Annotated in this window: 4 protein-coding genes; all 4 read left to right on the forward strand. The window is 66.3% G+C overall.

Annotated elements, in window-relative coordinates; all coding sequences use genetic code 11:
- Nucleotides 1–4 precede the first annotated feature (4 nt).
- The 4 genes from C6P64_RS18070 to C6P64_RS17375 all read left to right on the forward strand — a co-directional run bounded on the left by C6P64_RS18070 (nucleotide 5) and on the right by C6P64_RS17375 (nucleotide 6,875).
- Complete coding sequence (locus C6P64_RS18070) at nucleotides 5–136, forward strand: hypothetical protein (RefSeq protein ID WP_245911782.1); 132 nt, start codon at nucleotides 5–7, stop codon at nucleotides 134–136.
- On the forward strand, nucleotides 133–2,973 hold the full coding sequence (ppc, locus tag C6P64_RS17365) for a phosphoenolpyruvate carboxylase (protein ID WP_105749789.1): 2,841 nt from the start codon (nucleotides 133–135) through the stop codon (nucleotides 2,971–2,973). The genes C6P64_RS18070 and ppc overlap by 4 nt, the downstream gene beginning before the upstream one ends.
- Before the next feature lie 31 nt (nucleotides 2,974–3,004).
- Nucleotides 3,005–3,376, forward strand: a complete 372-nt coding sequence (locus tag C6P64_RS17370) for a methylglyoxal synthase (protein WP_105749790.1) — start codon at nucleotides 3,005–3,007, stop codon at nucleotides 3,374–3,376.
- 202 nt (nucleotides 3,377–3,578) lie between these two features.
- The gene (locus C6P64_RS17375; protein ID WP_170073142.1) at nucleotides 3,579–6,875 is read left to right on the forward strand and encodes a hybrid sensor histidine kinase/response regulator; all 3,297 of its coding nucleotides are present in this window, start codon (nucleotides 3,579–3,581) and stop codon (nucleotides 6,873–6,875) included.
- Nucleotides 6,876–6,955 lie beyond the last annotated feature (80 nt).

Here is a 6,955-nt window from a genome sequence, read left to right on the forward strand (position 1 = left end):
GGGCATCCATGCCTTTGACCAGTGGGGGGTCGAGCTCGGCAAGACCATGGCCAAGCAGATGGAAGCCGAACAGCAGCAACCGCAACCGCAGCAAGATCCGGCCCCGGCCGACCACCTGGAGGCGCAAGTCGTATGAAAAAGTCCAAGCGCGAGGACCTGAGCAAGGACCAGCCACTGATCGAGGATATCCGCCTGCTGGGCCGGCTGCTCGGCGAGGTGATCCGCGAGCAGGAAGGCGATGCCAGCTACGCGCTGGTCGAGCAGATCCGCCAGCTCTCGGTGGCCTTCCGCCGCGAGGCCGACCATGCGGCCGACAAGGCGCTCAAGCAGCTGCTCAAGGGTCTGAGCGACGCCCAGGCGGTCAGCGTGATCCGGGCCTTCACCTACTTTAGCCACCTGGCCAACCTGGCCGAGGACCGCCACCATGTGCGTCGCCGCAGCGTGCACGAGCGCGCCGGCAATGTGCAGGAAGGCAGCCTGGCGCATACCTGGGCCAGGCTGGAACGCGCCGGCGTCGGCAGCGAGCAGATTGCCGCCTCGCTCGCGCAGGGCCATGTCTCGCCCGTGCTGACCGCACACCCGACCGAGGTCCAGCGCAAGAGCATCCTGGACGCCGAGCGCGATATCGCCCGGCTGCTGGCCGAACGCGAGGCGATCCAGCAAGGGGCTGCCTGCGTGGCCGGCGCCAGTGGCAAGGCTGGCAAGGGAGCAGCGGGCGACCAGCTGCTGGCGCGTGACCTGGCCGCCAACGAGGCGCAGATGCGCGCGCGCATCACCCAGCTCTGGCACACCCGGCTGCTGCGCTACAGCAAGCTGACGGTGGCCGACGAGATCGAGAACTCGCTGGCCTACTACCAGAGCACCTTCCTGCCCGAGATCCCGCGCCTGTACCGCGAGGTCGAGCAGGCGCTCGGCGGCCAGTCGCTCAAGCCCTTCCTGCGCATGGGCCAGTGGATCGGTGGCGACCGCGATGGCAACCCCAACGTGACGGCCGCGACGCTGCGGCTGGCGCTCTCGAGCCAGTCCGACATGGCGCTGCGCCACTACCTGACCGAAGTCCACCGCCTGGGCGCCGAGCTCTCGCTGTCGGACATGCGCATTGCCGTCAACGCGGCGATGCAGGAGCTGGCCCAGCGCTCGCCCGACGACAACGAGCACCGCCGCGACGAGCCCTACCGGCGTGCGCTGACCGGCATCTACGCCCGGCTGGCCGCCACGCTGCAGCAGCTGTCCGGCGGCGAGGCCGCACGCCACGCCGTCGCGCCGCAGAACCCCTATGCCGGCGCCGAGGAATTCCTGGCCGACCTGCGCACGATCGAGGCGGCGCTGGTCGAGCAGCGCTGCGCGGCGCTGACCGAGCAGCGGCTGCGCCCGCTGATCCGCACCGTGCAGGTGTTCGGCTTCCACCTGGCGACGGTGGACCTGCGCCAGAGCTCGGACCAGCACGAGGCGGCGCTGGCCGACCTGCTGGCCGTGGCCCGCATCGAGCCCGACTACTCGGCGCTCGACGAGGCCGCCAAGCAGGCGCTGCTGCTGCGCCTGCTCGACGAGACGCGTCCGCTGCGCGTGCTCGACGCCGACTACCAGGCCCATACCCGCAGCGAGCTCGCGATCTTCGAGACCGCGCGCGAGATGCGCCAGCGCTACGGCAACACCGCGATCCGCCACGCCATCATCAGCCACACCGAGACCGTGAGCGACCTGCTCGAGGTGCTGCTGCTGCAAAAGGAGGTCGGCCTGCTGCATGGCACCCTGGCCGACGGCGCGCTGGCCGAGCTGATCGTGGTGCCGCTGTTCGAGACCATCGAGGACCTGCGCAATGCCGCCGGCATCATGGACGCCTTCTACCGGCTGCCTGGCGTGGCCGCCATGGTGCAGCGCGGCGGCCCCGACCAGTACAGCGAGCAAGACATCATGCTCGGCTACTCGGACAGCAACAAGGACGGAGGCATCTTCACCAGCAACTGGGAGCTGTACCGGGCCGAACTCGCGCTGGTCGCGTTGTTCGACCAGCTCGGCGCCGAATACGGCAGCATCCCGCTGCGCATGTTCCACGGCCGCGGCGGCACGGTGGGTCGCGGCGGCGGCCCGAGCTACCAGGCCATCCTGGCGCAGCCGGCTGGCACCGTGCGCGGCCAGATCCGCCTGACCGAGCAGGGCGAGGTGATCGGCTCGAAATACGCCAACCCCGAGATCGGCCGGCGCAACCTCGAGACCCTGGTCGCGGCCACGCTGGAGGCGACCCTGCTGCCAGCGTCCAAGCCGGTGCCGGCCAGGTTCCTCGACGCGGCGGCCCAGCTGTCGCAGGCCAGCATGGCCGCCTACCGCGCGCTGGTCTACGAGACCCCTGGCTTCACCGACTACTTCTTCACCGGCACGCCGATCCGCGAGATCGCCGAGCTCAACATCGGCTCGCGTCCGGCCTCGCGCAAGGCCAGCCAGCGCATCGAGGACCTGCGTGCGATTCCCTGGGGCTTCAGCTGGGGCCAGTGCCGCCTGACCCTGCCGGGCTGGTACGGCTTTGGCAGTGCGGTGGCACAGCTCAAAGACGCCATGGGCGAGGACAAGGCCATGGCCCTGCTGCGCCAGATGCAGCGTCAGTGGCCCTTCTTCAGCACCCTGCTGTCCAACATCGACATGGTGCTGGCCAAGAGCGATCTCTCCTTGGCCTCGCGCTACGCCGAGCTGGTGCCAAATGCCAGGCTGCGCAAGCAGGTGTTCGCGCGCATCGAGCAGGAATGGCAGCGCACCCACGAGGCGCTGAGCCAGATCACCGGCGAGGCCGAGCGGCTGGCGGGCAACCGTTCGCTGGCGCGCTCGATCGAGCACCGCTTCCCCTACATCGACCCGCTGCACCACCTGCAGGTCGAGCTGATCGGACGCTACCGCGCCGGCAGCCAGGAGGCCTCGGTCAAGCGCGGCATCCACATCGCGATCAACGGCATCGCCGCCGGCCTGCGCAACACGGGCTGAGCCGGATGCGGACCGGCATGCAGATAGCGCGATGCGGATAGCCCTGATCGCCCACGATGGCAAGAAGGCCGACATGGTCGGCCTGGCGCGCGAGTTCCGCGACTTCCTGGCCGGCTGCACCCTGTGCGCGACCGGCACCACCGGTGGCCGGCTGCAAGCCGAGGTCGGGCTGGAGGTCGAGCGCCTGCTCAGCGGTCCGCTCGGCGGCGACCTGCAGATCGGCGCGCGGCTGGCCGTCGGCCAGGTCGATGCGGTGATCTTCCTGCGCGACCCGATGACGCCGCAGCCGCACGAGCCCGACATCAACGCGCTGGTGCGGGCCTGCGACGTGCACGACATCCCCTGCGCGACCAATGTGAGCAGCGCCAGGCTGCTGCTGGAGCACTGGAGCCGGCGCAGCTGAGAACCGGAAAGCCAGCCGAGGGGTTCATGCCTCAACGCGAGGGTGCACGCCGCCAGACCTGCAATGTGAAGGAGTTGCCAAAAAAAGCGCCAATCTCACACAATGCAGCATGGATACGCCATCTCCTGTGCAGGACACCGGACGGAAGAAGCCGCACCGATGGGTCCGCTTGAGCCGGCGTAAGCGGTGGTTGTGGCTTGTCTTGATCCTGGCGGCCATATCGCTCTGGAGCAGTTTGTCATGGCTCATCGCCAAGCGCTACACGAACCAGATGCTGGACCAGACCTACCGGCACCAGAAGCAAGTCGCGCAACAGCAACTCGAAGTGCTAAATGGCAGCCTGCACGATGCATTGACCACCTTGGGCGGCATTGCGCGCATCCTGGCCAGGGATGCCCAGGTCGAACGCGGGCTCGGGTTTTTCGGTCCTGAGGTGGCCCCCGCGGCTGATACGGCTGCTAACCGGCGCCTGCGCTGGGAGCAAGACCCGGCGCTGCGCCGGCTCGGCGACTATTTGGCCAGCTATGCCGAGTCGCTACAAATTGACGCCATATGGGTGCTCAACGCGGCAGGTGACTGCATCGCTTCGAGCAACTCGGGGCAAGCTGGCAGCTTCGTCGGCAGCAACTATTCGGATCGCCATTACTTTCGTGACATCCAGGGCACGACGTTCAAGCTGGGGCAACAATATGCCGTGGGCCGTATCAGCCGGGTGCCAGGCTTCTATGTGGCTCATCCGGTCGTCGTCGATGGCCGGTTTCTCGGTGCTGTCGTCACCAAGACCGACATTGTCGAACGCTCGCGCTGGACCCGCAACGAGAACATCTTTGTTGCCGATGCCAACGGCGCCATCGTGCTGGCAAAGGACGATTCGCTGGAATTCCGCTTCCTGCCCGGCCGACTGGGCCCCAGCCTGCCGCAACCCGGCCTGGCGCTCGAGTACCGCCAGACCCGCTTCGATCCGCTCGACATCACCCCCTGGGGTGAACTCGGCCTGCCGGACCTGGTCAGACTCGACGACCGGCCCACCCCCTACCTGCTGCTCGATGGCAGTCGCCGCTCGGACAGTTTTTCTACCCATCTGCTGCAACCGATGCCGGATATCCGCCAGCTTGAAGGTCAGCGTCCTGTCCTGTTCGCGCTGCTGGCAATGGCCGGTGACCTGCTGATCCTGGCATTGGCAGCCTTGACGCTTTACCTGAGGTCGCTGGTGCGCGAACGCGAGGTGGCTCTGCAAGCCAAGCAGGAGCTGGCAGCCTTGGTCGAACACCGGACCGCCGAGTTGCGGGTGGCCAAAGAAGCAGCAGAGCAGTCCACCCGGGCCAAGGCCACCTTCTTGGCCAATATGAGCCACGAGATCCGCACGCCGCTCAATGCAATCAACGGCATGACCTTGCTGACGCTCAAGACCGAGCTGTCACAGCGACAGCGAGATTACCTGCACAAGATCCAGACTTCCAGCCAGCACCTGCTGGGCATCATCAACGACATCCTCGATTTCTCCAAGATCGAGTCAGGCAACTTCGGCATCGAGCACATCGAGTTCGAGCTCGATGCCGTGCTCGACCATATCGCCGACCTGTTCGGTGAGCGGGCAGCAGCCAAGGGCCTGGAACTCCTGATCGAAGTCGCCAAGGAGGTACCCCGTTATTTGAGGGGCGACCCGCTGCGGATCGAGCAAGTGCTGATCAACTACACCAACAATGCACTGAAGTTCACCGAGAGCGGCCAGATAGCGATCCGGATCAGCGTCGCCGAGTCGAGCGAAGCCGGGCTGCTGCTGCATGTCGCCGTGAGTGATACTGGCATCGGACTGGACGAGACCCAATGCGGCAAGCTGTTCCAGAGCTTCCAGCAAGCCGATTCCTCGACCGCTCGCCAGTACGGTGGGACGGGACTGGGGCTGGCGATCTCCAAGCGGCTGGCCGAGTTGATGGGGGGCGCAGTCGGGGTAAGCAGTCGCCTGGGCCAGGGTTCAACCTTCTGGTTCACGTCCCGGCTGGGGGTGGCACCCGCCAAGCCGGCGCGTCAGCCCCCGCCTGACTGGCAGGGCATGTCTGTGCTGGTGGTGGACGACATCGAGGCTGCCAGCCAGCTTGCGGCGTCGCTGCTGCAGCGCTTGGGCCTTGCTGTCAGTCAGCAGGGTAATGGCCTGGCTGCCTTGTCGGCGTTGAAGGCCGCCGACCAGCAGGGCCAGCCTTACCGCTTGGTGATGCTGGACTGGCAGATGCCTGAACTCGACGGCATCGAAACCGCGCGCCGTATCGCCCAACTCGACTTGCATCAAAGGCCTGACTGCGTATTGCTCAGCGGACAATGCCCCGATTCATGGCCAGAGATTGCGCAGCAGGCCGGTCTTGCCGATCACTTGGACAAGCCGGTCCGCCCCAAGGCCTTGTTTGATTTGCTGCAACGGGTACTGAATGCTGCCGGGCAGCCACGCCAGGCCGGCCAGCATGGCGAATCCGAACCTGATATGCGGAGCTTGAAGCGCGCGCGGGTACTGCTGGTGGAAGACAACCCGATCAACCAGGAGGTCGGCATGGCTTTTCTGCACGAGGCGGGACTCGAAGTCGAGCTGGCGACAGACGGAGCCGTGGCCCTGTCCATGGTCGAGCAGCGGCACTACGACTTGGTGCTGATGGACATGCAGATGCCGGTGATGGATGGCCTGATGGCGACGCGCGCCATTCGCCAGCTGGCTGGAATGGCCGATCTGCCCATCGTGGCGATGACCGCCAATGCGATGGCCGGCGACCGCGAGATTTGCCTCGAGGCAGGCATGAACGACCATATCGCCAAGCCGATCGACCCCAGGCTGCTGCAGGCCAAGTTGCTCCAGTGGATCAAGCCAGACCCGAGACGAACAGCCCCGGTGCACCAAGCCAGCAATGACGAACCGGTTGCAGCGTCGGCGGACCCGCTTGGTGCAATCGAGGGACTCGACCTGACACTGGGCCTGAGTCAGGTGGGTGGACGCCAGTCGCTCTACCGCAGCCTGCTGCAGCAGTTCATTGCTGACCAGGCCGACGCCTGCACTCGCATCGAAGCGGAGATCGAGGCCTCGCACTGGGAAGAAGCGAAGCGAGCTGCGCATACGCTCAAGGGCTTGTCGGCCCAGATCGGTGCACTGACGCTGCGTGAAACCGCTGCTCAGCTCGAGCAAGCGCTACAGCAGCATGAAGCGAGTGAACGGCTGCAAGCACTACTGACAGCGGTCGCCGATCTGCTGGGGCGCTTGGTGCGATCGATTTCGGACGGGCTGGCCCTGGCGCGCCAGTCCGAGGCTGAGCCGGAATTCGAGATCGACCGCTGGAGCGCGCTGCAGGCCAGACTGATTGCCTTGCTTGAAGTAGACGATGCGAGCAGCGTCCAGCTGTTCGAGGACCACCGAGCTCTGGCTCGTACTGCGCTGGGGCAACAGTTCACTCTCGTGGACGAAGCGATCCGCCACTACGAGTTCCAGCGAGCGCTGCAGGCGCTGCGCCAGAGCGCCTGAGTTGTGTCCAGGCCAGACGCTCAACAGCGCCGTACCCTCAGGCCGCCAGGATCCGCTGCTCGAGCTTGAGGGCATCGGCG

It is taken from the genome of Malikia granosa, assembly GCF_002980595.1.
Taxonomy (GTDB): domain Bacteria; phylum Pseudomonadota; class Gammaproteobacteria; order Burkholderiales; family Burkholderiaceae_C; genus Malikia; species Malikia granosa.

Excerpts from the sequence above, each read along its gene's own strand:
- ppc (WP_105749789.1), top strand. The coding sequence starts at position 133 with ATGAAAAAGTCCAAGCGCGAGGACCTGAGCAAGGACCAGCCACTGATC.
- C6P64_RS17370 (WP_105749790.1), top strand. The coding sequence starts at position 3,005 with ATGCGGATAGCCCTGATCGCCCACGATGGCAAGAAGGCCGACATGGTC.